The organism is Chitinophagaceae bacterium (assembly GCA_016699815.1).
GTDB lineage: Bacteria > Bacteroidota > Bacteroidia > Chitinophagales > Chitinophagaceae > Ferruginibacter.
In genome coordinates, this window is the sequence record CP065012.1 from 2,604,397 (window position 1) to 2,625,530 (window position 21,134).

Sequence of the window (21,134 nt, forward strand, 5' to 3'; positions counted from 1 at the left end):
AAAAAAACACATTAAAATTGTTTTTGCCTGTATGAACTTATTTTTTAGCTTTACCTAAATAATTTTTTCAATAGTATGAATTTAACGGAAAGTGAAGAGAATTATATAAAGAGTATTTATCATTTGCATGTGCCCGGCCAGGGCGTTTCAGCTACCATGCTTGCAACCAGTGTGCAAACCAAAGCGGCATCGGTAACCGATATGCTTAAACGGCTCCACCGTAAAAAGTTAATTAACTATAAGCCTTACCATAATTTCAGTTTATCCGATTTGGGTAGTAAAATTGCCCTTGAAGTTATCCGTAAGCACCGGCTTTGGGAATTTTTTTTAGTGGAAAAGCTTGGGTTTGAATGGCACGAGGTGCATTCTATTGCAGAAGAACTGGAGCATATCAGCAGCAGGGAACTCATTCACCGCCTGGATATATTTCTCGGTTCACCGTCTTTCGATCCGCATGGCGACCCCATTCCCGACCGCAATGGAAAAATTAAAACCGTTCGACAAACTATCCTTTCAGAAATTCCCGAAAAAAAAGTGGTAACCGTAAATGCCATAGCCGACCAAAGCCAAACCATGCATGAACTTTTAAAGCACCATCATATAAATATCGGAACCAAAATAAAAATAAACCGGCATTTTTCATTTGATGGTTCGGTAGAAATAAAAATTAACAAGCAACCTTTAACCATCCTCAGCCGGCAGGCTGCCCAAAATATTTTTTGTATTATATGAATTTGCTCAACGAAAAATCTGCTTCTTTAAGTGAAGTGCATGAAACCATTGATACTACTACAGCAAAGCATATTGGCTGGCGTAGAATTTTTTCTTTTCTAGGTCCTGCTTACCTGGTAAGCGTGGGTTATATGGATCCCGGAAACTGGGCAACCGACCTTGCCGGTGGAAGCAAGTTTGGCTATAAACTTATTTGGGTATTGCTCATGAGCAACCTAATGGCTTTGTTGTTACAGGGCCTTTCCGCAAGGTTGGGTATTGTACGGGGCCGTGACCTTGCCCAGGCAAACCGGGAAACTTTTCCCCGGCCAATAAATTTTGCATTGTACATACTTGCCGAAATTGCCATAGCTGCAACCGACCTTGCAGAAGTATTGGGTATGGCCATAGGCATACAATTGCTTACCGGGCTGCCCCTTATTTGGGGAGTAAGTTTAACCATTTTAGATACTTTTTTACTACTCTATTTACAGCGCCTGGGTATGAAAAAAATGGAGGCATTCATTATAGCGCTCGTTGCTATAATTGCCATTTCATTTTTTATTGAACTGGCACTGGCTAAACCAGTGTTGAGTGAAATTGCAACAGGCTTTGTACCATCCTTGCCCAATAATGAAGCCTTGTATATTGCCATTGGTATTATTGGTGCAACGGTTATGCCACACAACCTCTACCTGCATTCTGCACTGGTGCAAACCCGTAAAATTGAAAAATCGGAAAAAGGGTTTAAAGAAGCTTTGCGATTTAACCGCATTGACACTACCATTGCCCTCAATATTGCTTTTTTGGTAAATGCTTCTATTCTTATACTTGCTGCTACGGTATTTTTTAAAACCGGTAATTCCCATGTGGCAGAAATTAAAGAAGCCCATCGTTTACTGCCATCATTTTTAGGAAATGTGGCACCGGTATTATTTGCCGTTGCCTTAATTGCATCTGGCCAAAGCAGCACGGTTACAGGCACCCTTGCAGGTCAAATAGTAATGGAAGGATATTTGCGTTTGCGCATAAATCCCATGTTGCGGAGGTTAATTACCCGGCTTATTGCTATTATACCTGCTTTTTTTGCCATTTTAATTTATGGAGAAACCGAAGCCGATACCTTATTGGTACTCAGCCAGGTGATATTAAGTTTGCAACTTGGCTTTGCCATTATTCCGCTTATTCATTTTGTGAGCGATAAATCTACCATGGGAAATTTTGCTATTAAAGGCATTACTAAAATAGCGGCATGGTTAATTGCTTCGGTACTGGTTTATCTCAACATTAGAATGTTGATCAACGAAGTGGTACCTGTTTTTCAAGGCAATAATTTTGCGGCAATAATTACAATTAGTATTATAGCTGCGGCCTGCCTGCTGTTGCTGCTTTATATTATTTTATTTCCTTTGTTTCATAAGAAAAAAGCCGATGCTTCTATTAAAATACATGGCGTTGCCGAGATGCCCACAACATTTAATTTGCCGGTATATAATAAAATTGCCGTTGCCCTTGATTTTAGTACAAACGATTATAAAATTATTACCTATGCCCTTGGCCAGGGAAATATAAATACGCAATACCTGCTTTTGCATATTGTGGAAAGCGCTTCTGCAAGGTTGCATGGAAAAGAGTCTGCCGATTATGAAACACAAAAAGACATGGAGCAACTCCAGGCATATATAAAGCATTTAAGTGAAAAAGGATATAAAGCCACTGCCGAAATTGGCTATAATAAAAGGGTGAAAGAAATAGTAAGAATTGTAAAAGAAAGCCAATCGGACCTTTTGGTAATAGGCGCACATGGCCATACGGCTTTCCGGGATTTATTGTATGGTGAAACGGTAAATGCAGTGCGGCACCAATTAAAAATACCTGTACTGGTAGTTACTTTGAAATAGCCATAAGCTTTTTTTCAAGTGTATTGTTCCATTGTTCCTGCTTTTCAAAGTTGCGGCCATTTTGTGTTTGCTCATCATATTGGTTTTGCAGGTTGTTCATATAATCCAGGCATTCCCTGTATATGGAAGGAATTAAGGTTTTATAATTGGATGAAGATATTGCCGCATTTTTTATTTTAGAAACAAATACACTTGCTGCAATAAAGCTGATGTTAAAATGATGTTGCTCATGGTTGAGGATATAGGCCGATTTTTTATCGGGCTTTACCCATGATTGCGGTTTGTTGAAATAACAATACACCGCCACATTTACATTTAATATTTCACCGGCAGTGGTTACCGATGCTTTGTAACCAAACCCACTCATGGTAATGGCGGCAGTACTACCTTTTTCCACTGGCGGGGGACCCTTAAAATCGGCCCAGCTCAGTTTTTCGTTGCGGTTATAATAAATTACTTCCTGAGAAGCCAATTCGGTTTGCTGGGTCCAGTAAACATTGGTATGTAATTGTGCTTTAACTGTAGAACAGTAAAAAATTAAAAATATGGCTAAAGAAAATTTCATAATAGGCAAAGCAAATAAATAGGCTTAATTGCAAATAAAAAATTAAAAGCCCACGGATTACCAAATCCTTAACAGCTATTTTTCTGAAAGGCGGCGGTGAACATTTGCTGCAATGCTACCCATATCCAATTTTTCCATGCAATTAAAATGTTCCAGCGGGCATTTATCTTCGCCATACTTACTGCAGGGCTGGCAACAAAGGTTTAGAGAAATGTTTTCATAAATGGGATATGGGCCGCTATGCCTGTAAGCTGTGCCATAGTAAGGCGCAACATCAAGCTGGGGCGTAGTGGCGCCCCAAATTGCTAATACCTGTTTTTGAAAAGCGCAGGCAATATATTGCATGCCTGTATCGTGTGAAATAACCAGTTTGCTTTTTCGTATTAAATCCGCCGATTCCAGTAAATTATACTTTCCGCAGGAATTATATACCTTAACCGGGTCGGCTGCGGCAATTTTTTTTCCATTGCTCCGGTCTTCTTTGCCGCCAATAAGTATTATGGGATGGTTGATTTTGCTGCACAATTCCTTTAATTTATGTACGGGCAATTTTTTTGTAGCATAAGAAGCGCCAATTACCAGGCATATAAATCCTGCCTGATGCGATGTGGGCAAATGGTCTTCAGTTACCATTTCATTTTCGGGAATAAAAAAATCCAAACCGAGCCCATCATCCTGCACCCCAAGCGGGGCCACGGTTTCCAGACTGCGTTGCGTAATATGCTTTTTGGGCATCAGGTTTAGGCTAAACTCGGTAAGTAAAAATTTTTGTAGGCTCAGTTTTTGAATGGTAAAAGAGGGTTTGCGTAAAGCAAATTTTATTTTTGCACTGCGGAAATTATTGTGGAGGTCAATAACATAATCATAGTTTTCGGCTTTCAACTGTTTTACCAATTCCTTCAAATTATTTTGATAATAAAAAAACTTGTCAATATAGGGGTTGTATTCGGTTACTTTTTTAAAAGAATACTTAGTAATAAAATGTAACGCTGTATCGCCCATTTGTTTTTTGATACAACGAAAAGCAGGGCTGGCCAATACAATGTCGCCAATGGATGAAAACCGTATAACTAGGATCTTTGTCATTTTGGAATAAAATGCGGAAAAAGGGATTTAGGTAAATAGCAACATTAGTCTTTGGGTAAATTTTTCTTTTTACTGAAAAAAAGTTTCCATATAACCGGCAAAGTTGTAATCAATACAATTCCTATAACAATTACTTCCAGGTGTTCTTTTAAATCGAAATTATATTTTGATTTGATAAAGGCATTGAGGTAGTGGCCTGCAAAAAGCATGGTTACCGCCCAGGCAATACAACCTACAATATTGTAAAACATAAACTTCTTTTTATCCATTTTTACAATACCGGCAACAATGGGTGCAAAGGTGCGGATGATGGGCAAAAACCTTGCTACTACGATGGTGCCTGCCCCGTTTTTTTCATAAAAATCATGCGCTTGTTCCAGGTACCTTTTTTTAAAAAAGAAGCTGTCTTTTCTTTTGTAAAGGGTTGGGCCGCTTTTAAGGCCAAACCAATAGCCAACGGAATTGCCCAAAACACCACAGATAATCACTAACACGGTAAGGATGAGGAGTTGTAAAAAATCTGATCCGGTATTGATATTGAGGCCCTGCATTATTAAATCATTGCTATAAATACCGGCTACAAAAAGCAACGAATCACCGGGAAGAAAAAATCCTGCAAACAATCCGGTTTCTGCAAAAACTATAAATAAAAATAACCACAACCCTCCGTTTTCAATATAAAAAGCAGGGTTTAAGAGTTCGTGCCAGTTAAATTCCAATAAAGTTACCATACGTGCTTTTTATATCCAATGCGGTTTTGATTTTGCAATATACGTTAAAAGCCAATTTGTAATCGTTCATCCATAAAATATATGAATAGTAAGGTTAATACCAATTATTTTCTTACTTTTCCGTAATTATTTATTGAATACAACTAATTTTTACTTATGAGTTTGTTTGTTAAAAAACCAATGGATGTACTGTTGAATGAAGCAGGCGAATCTGGGGAGCACACCTTAAAAAGATCACTTGGTTCCTGGGGATTAATAGCCCTGGGTATTGGCGCTATTATTGGCGCAGGCTTGTTTTCCATTACGGGAATGGCTGCTGCAAACCATGCCGGCCCGGCCATTACTATTTCTTTTATTGTTGCGGGGTTGGGTTGTGCTTTTGCAGGGCTGTGTTACGCAGAGTTTGCTTCAATGATTCCTGTAGCAGGGAGTGCTTATACCTATTCTTATGCAACCATGGGTGAGTTTATTGCATGGATTATTGGTTGGGACCTTGTGTTGGAATATGCCGTTGGTGCGGCAACCGTTGGTATTAGCTGGAGTGGTTACCTGGTAAAATTTTTAAAGGGGTTTAATATCCATTTACCCAATGCGCTTACTGCCGGGCCTTGGGATGGTGGTGTTATTAATATTCCTGCAGTTTTCATTATAGTATTAATGAGTTTACTGCTTATAAAAGGCACTAAAGAGAGTGCAAGGGTAAATGCTGTAATAGTTGCCCTAAAAGTTAGTGTTGTCCTCACCTTTATTTTTCTTGGCTGGCATTATATCAACAGCAGCAATTACGATCCTTATTTTATTCCGGCAACTGAGCCTGGCCATGAAAGCTTTTTTAACCATGGGTTTGGTGGCGTTATTAGGGCCGCAGCCATAGTTTTCTTTGCCTATATTGGTTTTGATGCAGTAAGTACAGCAGCTCAGGAAACAAAAAACCCCAAGCGAAATATGCCCATTGGCATTTTGGGCTCATTGGCTATTTGTACTGTTTTGTATTTACTTTTTGCACATGTAATGACAGGGGTTGCCAACTACAAAACTTTTTTGGGTACCGATAGTAAAGATGCTATTGCTCCCGTATATGTTGCGATTGAACACATGGGCTCACCCAATGCAAGTGGTGTTATTCAACCCGATTATCCATGGCTCAACAGGGCAATTGTAGTAGCCATACTGGGTGGATATGCTTCTGTAATACTAGTAATGCTAATGGGACAGTCGAGGGTTTTTTACAGTATGAGTAAAGATGGCTTGTTGCCTAAAGTATTTTCATCTGTTCATCCAAAGTTTCGCACACCGGCAAAAAATAATATGATGTTTATGGTTTTTGTAAGCCTTTTTGCTGCTTTTGTTCCGGCAAGGGTTGTAGGGGAAATGACAAGTATTGGAACTTTGTTTGCCTTTATATTAGTTTGTATTGGTATATTGGTAATGCGTAAAAAAATGCCCAATGTACCCAGGGGTTTTAAAACCCCGCTAGTACCCATTGTTCCCGTATTAGGCATTATTACCTGCTTGTTCATGATGGTTTTTTTACCTATGGATACCTGGATAAGGTTATTGGTATGGATGCTCATTGGCCTGGATATTTATCTCGTTTATGGCGCTAAGCATAGCCATTTGGGAGATGGAACCGATGCCGATGGCCGTAGCGGCATGAATGTTGCCCGATACACAGGCATTGGGTTATCGGTATTGTTAATAATTGTAGGCTTCCTTCATCAAAATACAGTGGGCTACGATGCAGACAGGACCTTGCTTTATATTTCTTTAATTTTTGCTTTGGTACATGCAGTAATTTATGGTATGAAACTTGCTAAAAAGTAAACGATCAACCAGAGTTTTGTTTAACCATTTTTGCAGGTATTAACAGGGTATTGGCGAAAATGAGTAAACCTTTTTCTTATTTTTTAAATCTATTAAGAGAAAATTTTTCATTTTTGCAAAAGGTAATTTATTGATGTAAATGAAGCAGATAATAATTTTTGTGGTTATTTTTTGTTGCTCTTTTATGAGCAAAGCTCAGGTTGATTTTAAAGATAGTTTGGGAGTTGTAACCATAAAGCAGGACAACCGTATAGAAATACTCGGCCAGAAAATGGCGGAATATAACCTTAACCTGGCCACAAAACCCAGGATGTCAAAAGGCTTTCGTTTAATGCTGCTTAGCACAAGCAACCGGGATCTGGCAATGAGTGTACGTACAAAACTGCTGCAGCAATTTCCCAACGAAAGTATTTACATGAGCTTTCAAAGCCCGTATATTAAAATAAAGTTTGGCAATTTTGAAGAAAGGGGCGATGCCGACAGGATGCGTAAGTTATTACTTGCCCAAAAACTTGTTCCGGGAAATATTTATATAGTATCCGAAAATATAGAAGTAAACCCAAAGGATGCTACAACGGCGAATTAAATCTTATCCTACTATTTTTTTAATGATCAGGTAGCTTATAATGGAGATAATCAGTAAGATGCCTATTGTAGTGTAAATAATATACTCGTTGCTGAAAAGGCTTTTAACACGGTTCCTTTTTGCTTTTTGCAATTTCCCTTTTAGCGATTTGTTTATTTGAAATGCCAGCAACGATGCTTTTTCTTTACTGCTTATATTTTTTAAACCATCCATTGCATCGGCCAAAAAAGGGTCGTCCCGGAGTTGTTGTTCGAGCTTTTGCATTTCCTGTTCGGGCAATTTCCCATCAATATATTGAAGCAGTTTTTCCTGCTCTATCTCATTGTTGAGGTTTTGTAACATATTTTTTAAGTCATCGTTCATTTTCCTGCATTTTCAATAGTTTCATTTTTAAATTTCTTTTGCCGTTTTGTATAAAACTTTTTACCTGCATCAGAGTAAATCCTGATAATTCGGCTATTTGCTGATAGGTTTGTTTTTTTAAATAAAATAAAGTTACACAAAGCTTTTGTTCATCATTAAGTTGATCTAAGGCAAAGTTGAGCTGGTTTAATTGGATGTCTTTTTGTATTATTTGTTCTAAATTAGGATCTTCCGTAACCGAAGCAATATTTTCACTGAGCGGTGATGGCATTTTGTTTTTGAGCCTTAACAGCATAAGGCAATGGTTACGGGCAATGGTATATATCCAGCTTTTAAAATATTCCACTTTATACCTGGGTAGTTCATGAATTACTTTTAAAAATACCTGTTGTACCGCATCTTTTGCTTCGTCCTCGTTGTTGAGGTATTTCATGCATACCCCCAGTAATAAATAGGTATAGCGCTGAAGCAAGCGACCTAATATCTCGTTATCTTTTGTTACTGAAAAGAGTTCAAGTAGCTCAGTATCATCCTTATATGGTAAGTTTTCTTCGCTCAAATCCCAGGCTTGTTTATATGTATGGATGTAAACTTAAGATAATTTCCATAACCAGGCTACAAACGATTAGCGCCTGCCACTATGTCACTTTTGTAATAGAATCTGCGTATATTTGCTATTCTATTTTTAAAGATGGAAGAATTATTTACACATAAAACTATTGATGAGCTCAGGCAGGGAGAAGCTATTTCATTACCAGAAATATTTAATGAATCTGGCTCTAAAAAATTTTATATTGAAAGCTATGGTTGTGCTATGAACTTTGCCGATAGCGAGGTGGTAGCTTCAATATTACAAAAAGAAGGATTTGGCGCTACCATAGAACCGGAAATTGCCGATCTCATATTTATTAATACTTGCTCTATAAGGGAAAAAGCTGAACAAACCGTACGTAAAAGGCTTACCATTCTCAAGTCTTATAAAAAGCGTAACCCAGGAATGCTGATAGGCGTTTTAGGCTGTATGGCAGAAAGGCTTAAAGCAACATTTTTGGAAGAAGAGAAACTGGTAGATATTGTGGTAGGCCCAGATGCTTACCGTACCCTTCCGCAATTAATAACGGAAGCAGAAGGCGGACAAAAAGCCGTAAATGTTTTACTTAGCCGGGAAGAAACCTATGCAGATATTTCTCCCATTCGCTTAAACAGTAATGGCGTAACGGCCTTTGTAAGTATTATGAGGGGCTGCAATAATATGTGTTCGTTTTGTGTAGTGCCCTTTACCCGTGGCAGGGAACGCAGCAGAGATGTCAACAGTGTGGTGAAAGAATGTGAAGCATTATTTAATGATGGGTACAAAGAAGTAACTTTATTGGGCCAAAATGTAGATAGTTATCACTTTATTGATGAAAGGAATAATAGGGTAATAAATTTTGCCAAACTTTTAGAAATGGTAGCGAAAATTTCACCCAATTTAAGAGTGCGTTTTTCTACATCGCATCCAAAAGATATTACCGATGAAGTATTGTTTACCATTGCCCGGTATGAAAATATTTGTAATTATATCCACCTTCCGGTGCAAAGTGGCAGCAGCAGGGTACTTTCTTTAATGAACCGCACTTACAGCCGGGAATGGTATGTTGCACGGGTAAATCGTATAAGGGAAATATTGCCCAACTGTGGTTTATCTACCGACATGATTGTAGGCTTTTGTACCGAAACCGAAGGAGACCATGAGCAATCGCTGGAACTAATGGAGTATTGCCAATACGACCTGGCTTATATGTATTTTTATAGCGAAAGGCCGGGAACCCTTGCTGCACGCAGGTTTGCCGATGATATTCCTTTGGAAGTAAAGAAAAAAAGGCTGCAGCAAATGGTTGACCTGCACCGTATCCACTCTTTAAAAAGTATGCAAAAAGATGTGGGCAAAGCCTTTAAAGTGCTTATTGAAGGTGCTTCTAGAAAAAATGCAGATGAACTCTTTGGAAGAAACGAGCAAAATAAAGTAATTGTTTTCCCTAAGGAAAATTTTAGCAAAGGCCAGTATGTAAATGTGCTGGTTGAAACTTGTACCGCCGGAACTTTAATTGGTAAAGCCATACATTAATAAAAATGACGAAAAGGTTTTTTTTGCTTTTGGTAATTGTGTTTTCTGTAACAGGTGTAAAAGCACAGCAAACCAACATTGAAGATTGGGCAGCATACCTTAGCACTGCAGTACCCAAAGAGTATTTTAATTATTTTTTTAAAAGCGGTGGAAGTATTGTAAAGAGGATATACTATTTTAAATATAAAGATGAAAAGTATCTTGCCCTTTACGAAAAGGGCAAGCTGCTCAATGTTAAACTGGCCGGGGAAGATTATTTTCAACTGCTTGAACAAAACTATAAGGACCTAAAATATAATGCAAACAATTTATTAAAAGTTTGCAGGAAGGTTTTCCCGAATTATAAGACAGATTACTTAAATACGGCTATTGATATTAGAAATGTTGCCATAAAGTTTAAAAGTGTTCATTGCAATCATTTTAGATTGCCCACTGAGGTTTCACTTGTTGATGAAAAGTTTCAGCCCTTTTATAGCTTGTTAAATGAAATAGTGCAAAAAATGGAAGCTGCTTTCGAATAATACGGAATGTAAAATTATTGGTTTCATGAAAATAAAATGGGTGGACAAAACAGTAAATTTTTTAAAAAAGAAATGGTAAAAAAAGCAGTAATCTTTCTTTTACTGGGCATTGGCCAGGGTTTTAATGCAAAGGCACAAAACACATTGGAGCAATGGGATGCTTATTTAAAAAGCGTCAAATTGGAATCCTGTATTTGGTATTACGAAGTTAAAGCCCATACTACACTATATTCCATACTTTATTTTGAATATAATGGCGATCCCTATTTAATAGAAACCCGTAACGGTAAAGTAACCAGGGTAAAAAATGATGTAGATTTTGATTTGTTCGATTTTGTTATAAGTAAAAAACCAGCTTTAAAAAAATTAAATAATAAAACAACGGTTTACAGGTATTCAAAGAATTTGCCGTTAGAAAATATTTCAATTGATACGAGTTTAATAAAGAGCAATATTTTAATTAAACATGGTAAATTGAATTTAAAGGCCATAAACATGTATGGCAATAATTATTTCCGTGCAAAATATAAAGCAGAATTTGCAGTGTTGGATGAAATAGCAATCATAATGCATGGGGCTTTTAAAAAAGAAGAAAAGGCTGAAGCAACTATAAAGCAAGATTAATTTAAAAATGTACAATGGAACTTCAATCACTAAAAAACAGATTTGGCATAATTGGTAATTCACCAGGGTTAAACCATGCATTGAATGTTGCGGCACAGGTTGCCAATACCGATTTAAGCGTTTTAATTAATGGCGAAAGCGGCGTGGGTAAGGAAGTGTTTTCACAAATCATACATGCACTGTCTGCCCGCAAGCACAATCCATTTATTGCCGTAAACTGCGGCGCAATTCCCGAAGGCACTATTGATTCTGAGTTATTCGGCCATGAAAAAGGCTCCTTTACCGGAGCTGTTGACGGCCGCAAAGGATATTTTGAAACCGTAAACGGGGGCACCATTTTTTTGGATGAAATTGGTGAGCTTCCGCTGGGTACGCAGGCAAGGCTGCTCCGGGTTTTGGAAACCGGAGAATATATAAGGGTAGGGAGCAGCAAAGTGCAAAAAACCGATGTAAGGGTAATTGCCGCTACCAATAAAGATTTGCTAGAATCAACCCATACCGGGAAGTTCAGGGAGGATTTATATTACCGTTTAAACACCGTGCCCATTCGAGTGCCTGCATTGAGGGACAGAAAAGAAGATATTTATTTATTATTCCGCAAGTTTGCATCAGATTTTGCCGATAAATATAAAACTACGCCGGTACAGTTAAGCGATGGCGCTGTAGAAGTTTTGCTTCATTATTCCTGGCCTGGAAATGTGAGGGAACTAAAAAATATAGCCGAACAAATTTCAGTGCTGAGCAAAGATAAATCGGTTTCTGCTGACCAATTCAGGGGCTTTTTGCCCGAGACGCATTACGACAGGCTGCCAGTGCTGGCAGGTACGGGTACAAGTGTAAGCCATGCGGAGTTTGCCAATGAAAGAGAAATTTTATACAAGCTTTTTTTCGACATGAAAAAAGATGTAAATGAATTGAAGAAAATGTTTTTTGATATTTTACAAAACCCGGCACACGCCGCCCCAGTTTTTAATAATGAAAACCACCAGGTACATAACGAAATTTATCCTGCCTCAAATGGCGCCAATACTTTAATATCGGGCAATCCTTCGGTAATATTGCCCGGCCGTTCATCCAATGTAATTCAACCACATGAAGAAGTGGAAGAATCTTTGAGCATCATGGATAAAGAAAAAGAACTCATCATTAAAGCTTTAAAAAAGCACCGGGGAAAAAGAAAAGATGCATCACTCGACCTAGGCATTAGCGAACGCACCCTTTACCGAAAGCTGAAGGAATATGATATTGAAGATTTGTAAATGTTTAACATTGCTTTTATTAACTTGAAATGTATGTTCTTCTTAAAAAATAAATTAGCCGCTTACTTATTATTGCTGATGTGCTTTACCGTATTTAATTTTGCCACCTGCAAATATGGTTTTAATGATGTAGGCGCTTTATCGCCCGATATAAAAACTTTTAGAGTAAATTACCTGGAGAATAAAGCACAATATGTAAATACCAGGCTTAGCCCGGAGCTTACCGAAAAGCTAAAGCAAAAAATAATAGGCACTACACGCCTGCGGCAAACCAACAGCGATGATGCCCATTATGATATCAGCGGCTATTTATCGCAATATAGCATTACCTTTGTAAGCATTACAGGAAATAATACAAGTGGCAACCGCTTAAGCGTTGCCTTTCACCTTACGTTTAAGAATACACTCGACGATACAAAAAGTTTTGAAGCCGACCTTTCCCGTTCCTATGATATATCCGGCGATGCCTCACTTTCGCAAATTGATGCATCGCTATCTCCAGATATAGTTCGTGACCTTACAGACGAAATTTTTAACAAGATATTTTCCAACTGGTAAAACTGAACCGATGCTGCAGGATGATATTTTTAGGACAATTTTTAAAACTTCTTTTGACTCTTCCGATGTTTACCTTTTAAAGCAGGTTACTGAGGAGTATCCGTATTTTTCACTGGCGCATTTTTTTAAGTTAAAGAAAGATACCGTTTACGATGAAAACAGTGCCGCAAAAACAGCATTGCATTTTCATAATCCATTTTTATTGAATTTCCGGTTAAATAATAGTGAAAACGGGCAAGCCATAAAGCCAGTAGAAATTATTGCTCAGCGTGAAAAAGAAGAAATAATACATGAGGAACCTACGCCAATGAGTAATACGGCTTACCTTGCTAATATAGATGAACCGTTTGTGGGTCAAGGCCTTGAAGTTGAAAAAGAATTTCATTACAGTAATGAAATGCTACATCCTATCCCTGAAAAATCAGCACGGTTGCAGGAAAACGCCGGCATACCTGTTGTTGAAGGCGCCCTTCAAAATTTACTGGATAAAAATAGTTTTCTAAAACACGAAGAAGAATTAGCCCCGCCAAACGTACCCAATAAAGCAACTCCGGAAAACAAAGAGCCTGCAATGCCAGAAAAAAAGGGCATCAATGAACCTGAAGTTGCTATCCAACAACAAGCTTTGCCCCAGGAATGGTTATTTGAACCACTGCATACTACCGATTATTTTGCATCGCAGGGTATAAAAATTACTGAGGATACCGCAGGCTCCGATAAATTGGGGAAGCAACTTAAAAGCTTTACAGAGTGGCTCAAAATTATGAAAAAACAAAGCCATTATAAGGTTTCCCCAGATGCGCCTGTGGACCATGCCGTTGAAAATTTGGCTGAAAAAAGCAATGAAGAGCAGGAAATTATAACCGAAACCATGGCCGAGGCATACAAAACCCAGGGCAAATCAGAAAAAGCAAGGGAAATTTATCAAAAATTAAGTTTGCTTAATCCTTCAAAAAGTGCTTACTTTGCAGCCCAAATTGAATATTTAAAAGACAATTAAGATGTTAGTTATATTCGGAATATTAGTGATACTTGCAGCAGTTATACTGGGCTTAATCGTGTTAATTCAAAATCCCAAAGGTGGTGGCCTATCCGGTACTTTTGGTGGTTTTGGCAACCAGTTTATGGGTGTAAAACAAACTACAGATGTACTGGAAAAAAGTACCTGGGTTTTTGCCGGTATTGTGGCTTTGTTATGCCTCATTTCCCCGGCTTTTATTCCAAAAGAAGGTGCAGCATCCGGCGATGATTTACTAAAAAGCACACCGGTTTCCGTACCTAAATCTCAACCGGCACCTGCTACCAATGCAACACAAATGCCAGGAACGGTTGCTCCCGATAGCAATAAATAATTTTTTAACTTTTTTTATTGACCCTGCTTTTGAGCAGGGTTTTTTATTTTTTGTTGGGCTGTAGGTTTGCTAGCAATATTTATAGTTTTATCAATGTGCATTAATAGTATTTTTGTTTTATGATAGCAATAGACCATGTTTTACTTAGCGATGAAGTACTTCAGGAAAAATTTGTTTGCGACCTTGCAAAATGTAAAGGCGCCTGTTGCGTAGATGGTGATGCCGGCGCACCATTGGAAAAAGACGAATTGAAAATGATAGATAAAGTGTACGATAAAGTAAAACCTTACCTCAATGCAGAAAGTATTGCTGAAATTGAAAAGCAGGGCCTTTATGTGTACCATAAAGAGTTTGGCTGGGTAACGCCGGCTATTAACGGCGCAATATGTGTGTATGGTATTAAAGATAAAAACGGTGTGGTAAAATGCGGTGTCGAACAGGCATTTTACGATAATAAAATAAAATGGAAGAAGCCGGTAAGCTGCCACTTGTTTCCCATAATAGTAAAAAAAAGTAAAAACAGTACAACGGAATACGTAAACTACGAGCCCAGGGAAGACCATTGTAAGCCAGGATGTACGTTAGGAAAAAAACTTAAAGTTCCTGTTTACGAGTTTTTAAAAGAACCATTAATACGTAAGTTTGGGAAAAAATTTTACGAGGCGCTATCAGCTGCAGCCATTCATCTAAATTCAAAAAAATGAAACCTAATATTTTTATAATTGCCCTTTCTTTATCCTTTATTTACGGGTGTAATACAAACGAAGCTAAAGTAGATAGTAGCCTTAAAAAATATTTCGATGCAAAAAAAGTAGACGGTTGTTTTGCTTTTTTAGATAATTCAAACGGTAAAATAACCGTTTACAATTTTGCTATGGATACCACACGCTTTTTGCCGGCATCTACATTTAAAATAGTAAATGGGTTAATAGCTTTAGAAACCGGCACTGCCACCGATGAAAATATGCCCATAAAATGGAATGGCAATAAAGTGTATTTCCCCAACGGAAAAGAAGCTACCGATTGGAACAAAGATTTAACCTTTAAAGAAGCTTTTAAGGCAAGCGCAGTTCCTTACTTTCAGGAGCTGGCAAGGCGCATTGGTAAAGATACCCTGCAGCTTTGGTTAGATAGCCTGGGTTATGGTACAAAAAAAATATCTGGCCCCGTAGATTCGTTTTGGTTGAATAATACCTTAAAAATTTCACCAGATGAGCAATTAGGCCTATTAAAAAAATTATATTTTGAACAATTACCCTTTAGAAAATCCGTTCAGCAAACAATGAGTAGATTGATGGTGCAGGAAGATAATACAGCTTATAAGCTGAGCTATAAAACCGGTTGGGGATTTGATGAAGCAGGGAACAGCATTGGCTGGCTTACCGGCTGGATTGAAGAAAACAGGCATGTATATTTTTTTGTAACCTTACTTAAATCGCCAGACAAAAATTTTGATATGGTGCCTGCAAGAATTGCCATAACAAAAGATATTTTAAAGAGCTATGGTTTTTTTGAAGGAAAAAAATAAGGCCATTGTTTAAGGGTATTTTCCCTTTCGTACTTAAAAAAATAAATCCAGTTATCGTATTATATGAGCATTCCCGAATTTCAGTATACCTATTTATTATATGCCGGGCTACTGTTGCCTGTAGTAGCCGTGCTCATTTTTTTACAGGCCCTCAGGAAAAAGAAAAAAGCGGCAAAAAAAATTGGGGATAAAAAATTGGTAGATCAACTTACGGCGGCTTACAGTTCCCGTAAATACCTAATCAAATTTTTATTGATAGTTACTGCATTGAGTTTGCTGGTATTTTCTCTTGCAAATATGCGAAGCTCTGCGGGTACACCTTTGGGTAAAAGAAACGGAGTTGATGTAATGATTGCACTGGACGTAAGTAAAAGCATGCTTGCCGGGGATATTAAACCCAACAGGCTGGAAAGGGCAAGGCAATTGGTAAATAAATTAATTGACCGGTTGCAGAACGACAGGCTGGGGATTGTGGTTTTTGCAGGAAAAGCCTATTTACAAATGCCTTTAACGGCAGATCATAGTGCAGCAAAAATGTATTTATCTACTGCATCGCCGGATATTATTCCTACTCAGGGAACAATAATTGCTGAAGCCTTGAAAATGAGTAATGCCGCATTTAACAGTAACGAAAAAAAGTATAAAACCATTATTCTTATAAGCGATGGGGAAGACCACGATGAAGATGCACTGGCCGTTGCCAAAAATATTGCGGCATCAGGTGGTATCATACATACCGTAGGCATGGGTTCCCAGCAAGGTGCACCTATTTTAGACCTATTAACTGGCCAGTTAAAAACAGATATCAATGGAAATACAATCATAAGCAAGCTTAATGAAGTAGAGCTTAGGCAGATAGCAAAAAGTGGCAATGGCCTTTACCAATATTTTGACAATACCGATAAAGTGGTGAATAATATTTTAAACCAAATTGCACATATGGAGCAAAAAGCAGTAAAAGATGATTCGTTAACGGATTGGCTTAATTATTTTCAATATTTTGCTGCTGCCGCTTTTATACTTTTATTAATTGAAGTATTTGTAACTGAAAAAAAGCGTAAAGCAAATGGAGGCATTAAGAAAAAAATAATAACCACGGCGATACACTTTTTAGTTTTTGCGAATTTTGCCATTGCACAATCAGAAAATGAGTTCATTAAGCAGGGTAATGCCGAATATCAAAAAGGCAACTATTCAGCCGCAGCAAATAAATATAAAGAAGCTATAAAAGAAAACCCCAAAAGTGGTATTGCCTACTATAACCTTGCCAATGCACAATATAAATCAAAAAAAACCGAAGAGTCTATAGCCGCTTATGATAAAGCCGCAAAACTTTTAAGTACTTCATCTGAATTATCTGATGTATGGTATAATAGAGGCGTGGTATTGCAAAACAATAAAAAAAATGACGAGTGCATCATAGCCTATAAGAATGCTTTATTGCTCAACCCCAGGCATGAACAAGCCCGGCAAAATCTTCAAAAGGCATTACGTAAACAGCAGGAGAAAAAAGAAAAGCAAAATCAGCAAGACCAAAATAAAAATCAGCAACCCAAGCCACAATCATCCAGGCTTTCCCAAAAAGATGCCGAAGAAAAATTAAAAGCGCTGATGCAGCAGGAGCGCAACCTACACGATAAATTGAATAAGCAAAATGCACAGTCGCCCAACCAACCCGAAAAAGATTGGTAATGCCACTATATCGCTACCTTCTCAAACACAGGCAGATATTCGTTAACTTTGCTTCATTAATTTTGTTTCATGCAATCGTATTGCAATTCATTGGCCAGCTATAGCCGGCTTAAAACACGAGAAGTTAAAATTGGGCAACTCCTTTTAGGTAATGGCCATCCAATAAGGGTGCAAACCATGACCACAACCGATACTATGGATACCCAGGCAACAGTAGCGCAATGCATTCGTTGTATTGAAGCTGGTGCAGAAATGGTGCGTATTACAGCTCCTTCTAAAAAAGAAGCAGAGAATCTTTTGCAAATTAAAAATGAGCTAAGGAAAAGGGGATATGAAACCCCGCTAATTGCAGATATCCACTTTACGCCCAATGCTGCAGAAATTGCCGCAAAGATTGTTGAAAAAGTGAGAATTAATCCGGGTAATTATATAGACAAAAAAAAATTTGAACAAATAGAATATTCCGATGCAGATTATGCAGAAGAAATTGAAAGGATTCGAGAGCGTTTTACCCCACTGGTAAAAATTTGCAAAGAGCATGGCACTGCTATGCGTATAGGCACCAACCATGGCAGCCTTAGCGACCGTATTATGAGCCGTTATGGCGATACTGCCATAGGCATGGTGGAAAGTGCAATGGAGTTTTTGCGTATTGCCCGCAGTGAAAATTACCACAATATAATGCTGAGCATGAAGAGCAGTAACCCATTGGTGATGGCCCAGGCATATCGCCTGCTTGTAAAGCACATGAGCGACGAATTTGCTGAATGTTATCCATTGCACCTTGGGGTAACAGAAGCTGGAGATGGGGAAGATGGAAGGATAAAATCGGCGATTGGAATAGGTTCCCTTTTGCAGGATGGAATTGGGGATACCATTAGGGTAAGTTTAACGGAAGACCCCGAGTTTGAAATACCAGTTTGTAAAGATTTGCTCAAAAACCTTCCAGCAGAAAATACAATAGTAGCAAAAGTTGAATTGCCCTATTCACCTTTTGAATATGCAAGGAGAAACACTCATGAAATTATTAATACCGGTAAAAAGCATGTACCAGTTGTAATTGCAGATTTTATGCTGCAGAAACTAATAACTCCTGCAGATTTGGTATCTATTGGCTATGTTTATAACCCGGAAACAGATAAATGGAAAATTGCCGATGGCGCAGCCGACTTCATTTTTACTCATGATAAAACAATCAATTTTCACCTTCCGGGCACTTTAAGGGTAATATGTAGTTATAAAACATGGCTGCATACAAATGAACCCGAAAAGTATTTTCCTTTGTTTGATGGATCGAACTATCAAAATGCCAACCGCACATCACCGTTGCTCAACTTTATTGCCGTAAATGCAGATGAGGATTGTTCAGCTATTATTGCTTTTTTGCAAAACAATACAAATTTTGTGCCTTGTATTTTTTCAAATGAAGTAAATGCCATGCAACAATGCCGGATGTTTTTTATTGAATTAATGCAGCAAAAAATTACCAACCCGGTTGTAATAGCAGTGGAAAGCAATGCCGTAACTATTGATGAGCAGTTAATCAATTTTTCCGTAGTTTCAGGAGGGTTGTTTTTAGATGGCCTTGGCGATGGTATATGGTTGATTAATAACCCCGAAAAGCTGGAAAATATTGGCATGAAGGGAAGAACTTATTTGCCTATGGAAAATAATCATCGGTTCTTAAATAATACTTCTTTTTCCATATTGCAGGCGGTGCGTACCAGGATTTCCAAAACAGAATTTATCAGTTGCCCAAGTTGTGGCCGTACCCTTTTTGATTTACAGGAAACCACCGCAAAAATAAGAGCTGTTACCCAGCACCTAAAAGGGTTGAAAATAGCAATTATGGGATGTATTGTAAATGGCCCTGGGGAAATGGCCGATGCCGATTTTGGTTATGTGGGCAGCGGCCCCGGTAAAATAACTTTATACAAAGGGAAAAAAGTTGTGAAAAAAAATATCAATAGCGATATTGCCGTGCAGGAATTGATCAATTTATTGAAAGAAAATGAGGTGTGGATAGATGCGGAGACGCAGGTTAAGATGCAACTATAAAAGCTTGAAACTTTAATTCCTGTATTTTACCATTAATTTCTATAATATTTATTTGAATGCAAACAGATTTTTTAGTAATAGGTAGTGGCATTGCCGGCCTGAGTTATGCAATTAAAGTGGCACAGGCCTGCCCTCAAAAAAAAATTACAGTATTAACTAAAACACAAAGTGATGAAACCAATACCAAGTATGCACAAGGCGGTGTTGCAGGTGTATGGGACAAAGAACACGATAGCTTTACCAAACATATTGAAGACACACTCATTGCAGGGGATGGCCTTTGTAACCCTGCAATTGTGGAAATTGTAGTGAAAGAAGGTGTTGAACGCATTGCGGAATTAATTAATTGGGGCGCCAATTTTGATAAAGACCCCGATGGGGATTATAAATTGGGAAAAGAAGGCGGGCATAGCGAATATCGCATCCTTCATCATAAAGATATTACCGGCTGGGAAATGGAGCGCACCTTACTTACAGCCGCAGCAAAGCAAAAAAATATTGAAATCATCAATCATTGTTATGTAATTGATATTATCACCCAGCATCATTTAGGCTACCTGGTTACAAAATCTACACCAGATATTGAGAGTTATGGTGTGTATGTCTTAAACCTGGAAAGCAAAAAAATTGAAAAAATCCTGGCTTCGGTAACCCTGCTGGCAACCGGTGGAAACGGGCAGGTTTACAGGAGCACAACCAATCCTGCCATTGCTACTGGAGATGGTGTGGCAATGGTTTATCGTGCCAAAGGCCGTATTGAAAATATGGAATTCATCCAATTTCATCCTACAGCATTATATGAAACCGGTGTAAGGGGCCAAAGCTTTTTAATTACAGAAGCGGTACGGGGCGACGGTGGTATTTTACGTAATGTAAATGGGGAAACATTTATGGAGCGATACGATAACAGGAAAGACCTTGCGCCAAGGGATATTGTGGCCCGTGCAATTGATAATGAAATGAAAGTAAATGGTACCGAATTTGTTTACCTTGATTGCCGCCACATGGATCAGCAAAAATTTTTAGAACATTTCCCAAATATCCATGCCAAATGTAAAAGTATGGGTATTGATGTGGCAAATGATATGATACCTGTTTCACCTGCAGCCCATTATAGTTGCGGAGGAATAAAAACAGATGAATGGGGAAGGAGTTCCATAAAAAATTTATATGCCGCCGGTGAATGTGCCAGTACCGGGTTGCATGGCGCCAACCGCCTTGCCAGTAACAGTTTGCTCGAAGCAATGGTTTTAGCTCATAGGGCATTTATAGATGCTGTAGAAAAAGTAAATACTAAAATTACCATTTCAGAAAAAGCAATACCCGACTGGAATACCGCCGGAACCACTGCGCCCAAAGAAATGATTGTGATAACACAAAGTATAAAAGAGCTCAAACTTATCATGAGCGATTATGTTGGTATTGTTCGCAATAACGATCGTTTGCAAAGGGCAAACAGGAGGCTCGACCTATTGTTTGATGAAACAGTAAACCTTTATCAAAGAACAGAACTATCGCCACAACTGTGCGAATTACGCAACATGATTACTGTGAGTTACTTAATTGTAAAAGGCGCCGAACTAAGGCACGAAAGCCGGGGGCTGCATTTTAATACAGATTACCCCGGCAAAAGTGAAATAGTTCAAAATACGATATTGTAATTACTTC

21 protein-coding genes are annotated in these 21,134 nt (G+C 38.2%); 16 read left to right on the forward strand and 5 right to left on the reverse strand.

Features of this window, described 5'->3' with window-relative positions:
* The first annotated feature begins 75 nt into the window (after positions 1–75).
* The gene (locus IPO46_11575) at positions 76–732 is read left to right on the forward strand and encodes a metal-dependent transcriptional regulator (protein QQS62712.1); all 657 of its coding nucleotides are present in this window, start codon (positions 76–78) and stop codon (positions 730–732) included.
* Entirely contained in the window at positions 729–2,612 is a 1,884-nt protein-coding gene (locus IPO46_11580; GenBank protein ID QQS62713.1) for an Nramp family divalent metal transporter, read from the forward strand. The genes IPO46_11575 and IPO46_11580 overlap by 4 nt, the downstream gene beginning before the upstream one ends.
* On the opposite strand, the gene IPO46_11585 is transcribed toward IPO46_11580, so the two are convergent.
* The 3 genes from IPO46_11585 to IPO46_11595 all read right to left on the reverse strand — a co-directional run bounded on the left by IPO46_11585 (position 2,599) and on the right by IPO46_11595 (position 4,994).
* Complete coding sequence (locus IPO46_11585) at positions 2,599–3,177, reverse strand: hypothetical protein (protein ID QQS62714.1); 579 nt, start codon at positions 3,175–3,177, stop codon at positions 2,599–2,601. The two genes, IPO46_11580 and IPO46_11585, sit on opposite strands and share 14 nt — an antisense overlap.
* Positions 3,178–3,252: 75 nt before the next feature.
* On the reverse strand, positions 3,253–4,263 hold the full coding sequence (locus IPO46_11590) for a glycosyltransferase family 9 protein (GenBank protein QQS62715.1): 1,011 nt from the start codon (positions 4,261–4,263) through the stop codon (positions 3,253–3,255).
* Between the two features lie 44 nt (positions 4,264–4,307).
* Positions 4,308–4,994, reverse strand: coding sequence for a VTT domain-containing protein (locus tag IPO46_11595; protein QQS62716.1), 687 nt, complete (start codon positions 4,992–4,994; stop codon positions 4,308–4,310).
* Positions 4,995–5,150: 156 nt separating this feature from the next.
* Between IPO46_11595 and IPO46_11600 the strand changes: the two genes are divergently transcribed.
* A complete protein-coding gene (locus IPO46_11600) occupies positions 5,151–6,818 on the forward strand; it encodes an amino acid permease (protein QQS62717.1) in 1,668 nt (555 codons plus the stop codon).
* 184 nt (positions 6,819–7,002) lie between these two features.
* A complete protein-coding gene (locus tag IPO46_11605) occupies positions 7,003–7,404 on the forward strand; it encodes an SPOR domain-containing protein (GenBank protein ID QQS62718.1) in 402 nt (133 codons plus the stop codon).
* Between the two features lie 3 nt (positions 7,405–7,407).
* Here IPO46_11605 and IPO46_11610 read toward each other — a convergent pair whose 3' ends face one another.
* On the reverse strand, positions 7,408–7,767 hold the full coding sequence (locus IPO46_11610) for a hypothetical protein (GenBank protein QQS62719.1): 360 nt from the start codon (positions 7,765–7,767) through the stop codon (positions 7,408–7,410).
* The gene (locus IPO46_11615; GenBank protein ID QQS62720.1) at positions 7,757–8,326 is read right to left on the reverse strand and encodes a sigma-70 family RNA polymerase sigma factor; all 570 of its coding nucleotides are present in this window, start codon (positions 8,324–8,326) and stop codon (positions 7,757–7,759) included. The genes IPO46_11610 and IPO46_11615 overlap by 11 nt, the downstream gene beginning before the upstream one ends.
* A 132-nt stretch (positions 8,327–8,458) precedes the next feature.
* Between IPO46_11615 and miaB the strand changes: the two genes are divergently transcribed.
* The 12 genes from miaB to nadB all read left to right on the forward strand — a co-directional run bounded on the left by miaB (position 8,459) and on the right by nadB (position 21,127).
* A complete protein-coding gene (gene miaB, locus IPO46_11620) occupies positions 8,459–9,874 on the forward strand; it encodes a tRNA (N6-isopentenyl adenosine(37)-C2)-methylthiotransferase MiaB (GenBank protein ID QQS62721.1) in 1,416 nt (471 codons plus the stop codon).
* Positions 9,875–9,879: 5 nt separating this feature from the next.
* Positions 9,880–10,395, forward strand: coding sequence for a hypothetical protein (locus IPO46_11625; GenBank protein QQS62722.1), 516 nt, complete (start codon positions 9,880–9,882; stop codon positions 10,393–10,395).
* 72 nt (positions 10,396–10,467) lie between these two features.
* A complete protein-coding gene (locus IPO46_11630) occupies positions 10,468–11,019 on the forward strand; it encodes a hypothetical protein (GenBank protein ID QQS62723.1) in 552 nt (183 codons plus the stop codon).
* Positions 11,020–11,033: 14 nt separating this feature from the next.
* Entirely contained in the window at positions 11,034–12,278 is a 1,245-nt protein-coding gene (locus tag IPO46_11635; GenBank protein QQS62724.1) for a sigma-54-dependent Fis family transcriptional regulator, read from the forward strand.
* Between the two features lie 33 nt (positions 12,279–12,311).
* Entirely contained in the window at positions 12,312–12,836 is a 525-nt protein-coding gene (locus IPO46_11640) for a hypothetical protein (GenBank protein QQS62725.1), read from the forward strand.
* A gap of 10 nt (positions 12,837–12,846) precedes the next feature.
* Complete coding sequence (locus IPO46_11645; GenBank protein QQS62726.1) at positions 12,847–13,836, forward strand: hypothetical protein; 990 nt, start codon at positions 12,847–12,849, stop codon at positions 13,834–13,836.
* A gap of 1 nt (position 13,837) precedes the next feature.
* The gene (gene secG / locus IPO46_11650; GenBank protein QQS62727.1) at positions 13,838–14,188 is read left to right on the forward strand and encodes a preprotein translocase subunit SecG; all 351 of its coding nucleotides are present in this window, start codon (positions 13,838–13,840) and stop codon (positions 14,186–14,188) included.
* Positions 14,189–14,307: 119 nt separating this feature from the next.
* Complete coding sequence (locus IPO46_11655; GenBank protein ID QQS62728.1) at positions 14,308–14,892, forward strand: DUF3109 family protein; 585 nt, start codon at positions 14,308–14,310, stop codon at positions 14,890–14,892.
* Positions 14,889–15,716 (forward strand): class D beta-lactamase, encoded by an 828-nt coding sequence (locus IPO46_11660; GenBank protein ID QQS62729.1) that lies wholly within the window; start codon positions 14,889–14,891, stop codon positions 15,714–15,716. Before IPO46_11655 ends, IPO46_11660 begins: the two co-directional genes overlap by 4 nt.
* A gap of 63 nt (positions 15,717–15,779) precedes the next feature.
* Positions 15,780–17,408, forward strand: coding sequence for a VWA domain-containing protein (locus IPO46_11665; GenBank protein QQS62730.1), 1,629 nt, complete (start codon positions 15,780–15,782; stop codon positions 17,406–17,408).
* Between the two features lie 69 nt (positions 17,409–17,477).
* Positions 17,478–19,466, forward strand: coding sequence for a (E)-4-hydroxy-3-methylbut-2-enyl-diphosphate synthase (gene ispG / locus IPO46_11670; GenBank protein QQS62731.1), 1,989 nt, complete (start codon positions 17,478–17,480; stop codon positions 19,464–19,466).
* 56 nt (positions 19,467–19,522) lie between these two features.
* Positions 19,523–21,127 (forward strand): L-aspartate oxidase, encoded by a 1,605-nt coding sequence (gene nadB, locus IPO46_11675; GenBank protein QQS62732.1) that lies wholly within the window; start codon positions 19,523–19,525, stop codon positions 21,125–21,127.
* Positions 21,128–21,134 lie beyond the last annotated feature (7 nt).

Bases quoted from the DNA above. Each gene is read 5' to 3' on its own strand.
- IPO46_11575 (QQS62712.1), top strand. From the start codon at position 76: ATGAATTTAACGGAAAGTGAAGAGAATTATATAAAGAGTATTTATCAT.
- IPO46_11580 (QQS62713.1), top strand. From the start codon at position 729: ATGAATTTGCTCAACGAAAAATCTGCTTCTTTAAGTGAAGTGCATGAA.
- IPO46_11585 (QQS62714.1), bottom strand. From the start codon at position 3,177: ATGAAATTTTCTTTAGCCATATTTTTAATTTTTTACTGTTCTACAGTT.
- IPO46_11590 (QQS62715.1), bottom strand. From the start codon at position 4,263: ATGACAAAGATCCTAGTTATACGGTTTTCATCCATTGGCGACATTGTA.
- IPO46_11595 (QQS62716.1), bottom strand. From the start codon at position 4,994: ATGGTAACTTTATTGGAATTTAACTGGCACGAACTCTTAAACCCTGCT.
- IPO46_11600 (QQS62717.1), top strand. From the start codon at position 5,151: ATGAGTTTGTTTGTTAAAAAACCAATGGATGTACTGTTGAATGAAGCA.
- IPO46_11605 (QQS62718.1), top strand. From the start codon at position 7,003: ATGAGCAAAGCTCAGGTTGATTTTAAAGATAGTTTGGGAGTTGTAACC.
- IPO46_11610 (QQS62719.1), bottom strand. From the start codon at position 7,767: ATGAACGATGACTTAAAAAATATGTTACAAAACCTCAACAATGAGATA.
- miaB (QQS62721.1), top strand. From the start codon at position 8,459: ATGGAAGAATTATTTACACATAAAACTATTGATGAGCTCAGGCAGGGA.
- IPO46_11625 (QQS62722.1), top strand. From the start codon at position 9,880: ATGACGAAAAGGTTTTTTTTGCTTTTGGTAATTGTGTTTTCTGTAACA.
- IPO46_11630 (QQS62723.1), top strand. From the start codon at position 10,468: ATGGTAAAAAAAGCAGTAATCTTTCTTTTACTGGGCATTGGCCAGGGT.
- IPO46_11635 (QQS62724.1), top strand. From the start codon at position 11,034: ATGGAACTTCAATCACTAAAAAACAGATTTGGCATAATTGGTAATTCA.
- IPO46_11640 (QQS62725.1), top strand. From the start codon at position 12,312: ATGTTCTTCTTAAAAAATAAATTAGCCGCTTACTTATTATTGCTGATG.
- IPO46_11645 (QQS62726.1), top strand. From the start codon at position 12,847: ATGCTGCAGGATGATATTTTTAGGACAATTTTTAAAACTTCTTTTGAC.
- secG (QQS62727.1), top strand. From the start codon at position 13,838: ATGTTAGTTATATTCGGAATATTAGTGATACTTGCAGCAGTTATACTG.
- IPO46_11655 (QQS62728.1), top strand. From the start codon at position 14,308: ATGATAGCAATAGACCATGTTTTACTTAGCGATGAAGTACTTCAGGAA.
- IPO46_11660 (QQS62729.1), top strand. From the start codon at position 14,889: ATGAAACCTAATATTTTTATAATTGCCCTTTCTTTATCCTTTATTTAC.
- IPO46_11665 (QQS62730.1), top strand. From the start codon at position 15,780: ATGAGCATTCCCGAATTTCAGTATACCTATTTATTATATGCCGGGCTA.
- ispG (QQS62731.1), top strand. From the start codon at position 17,478: ATGCAATCGTATTGCAATTCATTGGCCAGCTATAGCCGGCTTAAAACA.
- nadB (QQS62732.1), top strand. From the start codon at position 19,523: ATGCAAACAGATTTTTTAGTAATAGGTAGTGGCATTGCCGGCCTGAGT.